Origin of the sequence: Pantoea sp. SIMBA_079 (assembly GCF_046940275.1) — a bacterium.
Classification (GTDB): domain Bacteria; phylum Pseudomonadota; class Gammaproteobacteria; order Enterobacterales; family Enterobacteriaceae; genus Pantoea; species Pantoea borealis.
In genome coordinates this window covers 1-484 of record NZ_JAWRYR010000048.1, presented here as the reverse complement: position 1 = coordinate 484, position 484 = coordinate 1, and the positions used below count along the sequence as shown (strand labels likewise).

Here is a 484-nt window from a genome sequence, read left to right as displayed (position 1 = left end):
CATCTCCGAGAGTTGTCTGACGGTTTGCTACTTGATCCTTCCACTCCACCTCTAAACTTGGGGATGTGTAGAAACGGAAATCCTGAGGTACACGTAAATATTTTGACGGCATCGCTTTATAGGCTTGTTTCAACATTTGGCGGCTAATTTCCGCTCCATTTGCATCCACAATATGAGATACTGCTTGTTTTCTCACACCATCCATTTGGGCTAAAAACGGGTCTGTTGAAGTCGTATCCCCATTGACGATGAGTTCTTCAATATCAACTGCTGCTCGTTCAGCCAGCATTTGCATAATTGTCTGCTGAATTCCGTCTTTTTCAATATTGTTTTCAATGCTGTCGTAGGTCATATGAATTTCTGCAATGACCTCTTTTGCATTGAGCTGGACAGTGCTTGTCGCTGGGACAACACGGTCTTTCGCATCAAGCGCTTGGCCTTCTTCTGCTGGACGCAAAATACGCTGGCCAAAACCGATTTTTTC

The 484-nt window shown here is 44.4% G+C and carries 1 pseudogene; it reads right to left on the bottom strand.

What is annotated here, in order from left to right:
• Positions 1-484: pseudogene (locus tag SB719_RS19030) on the bottom strand (phage major capsid protein); the annotation flags it as partial.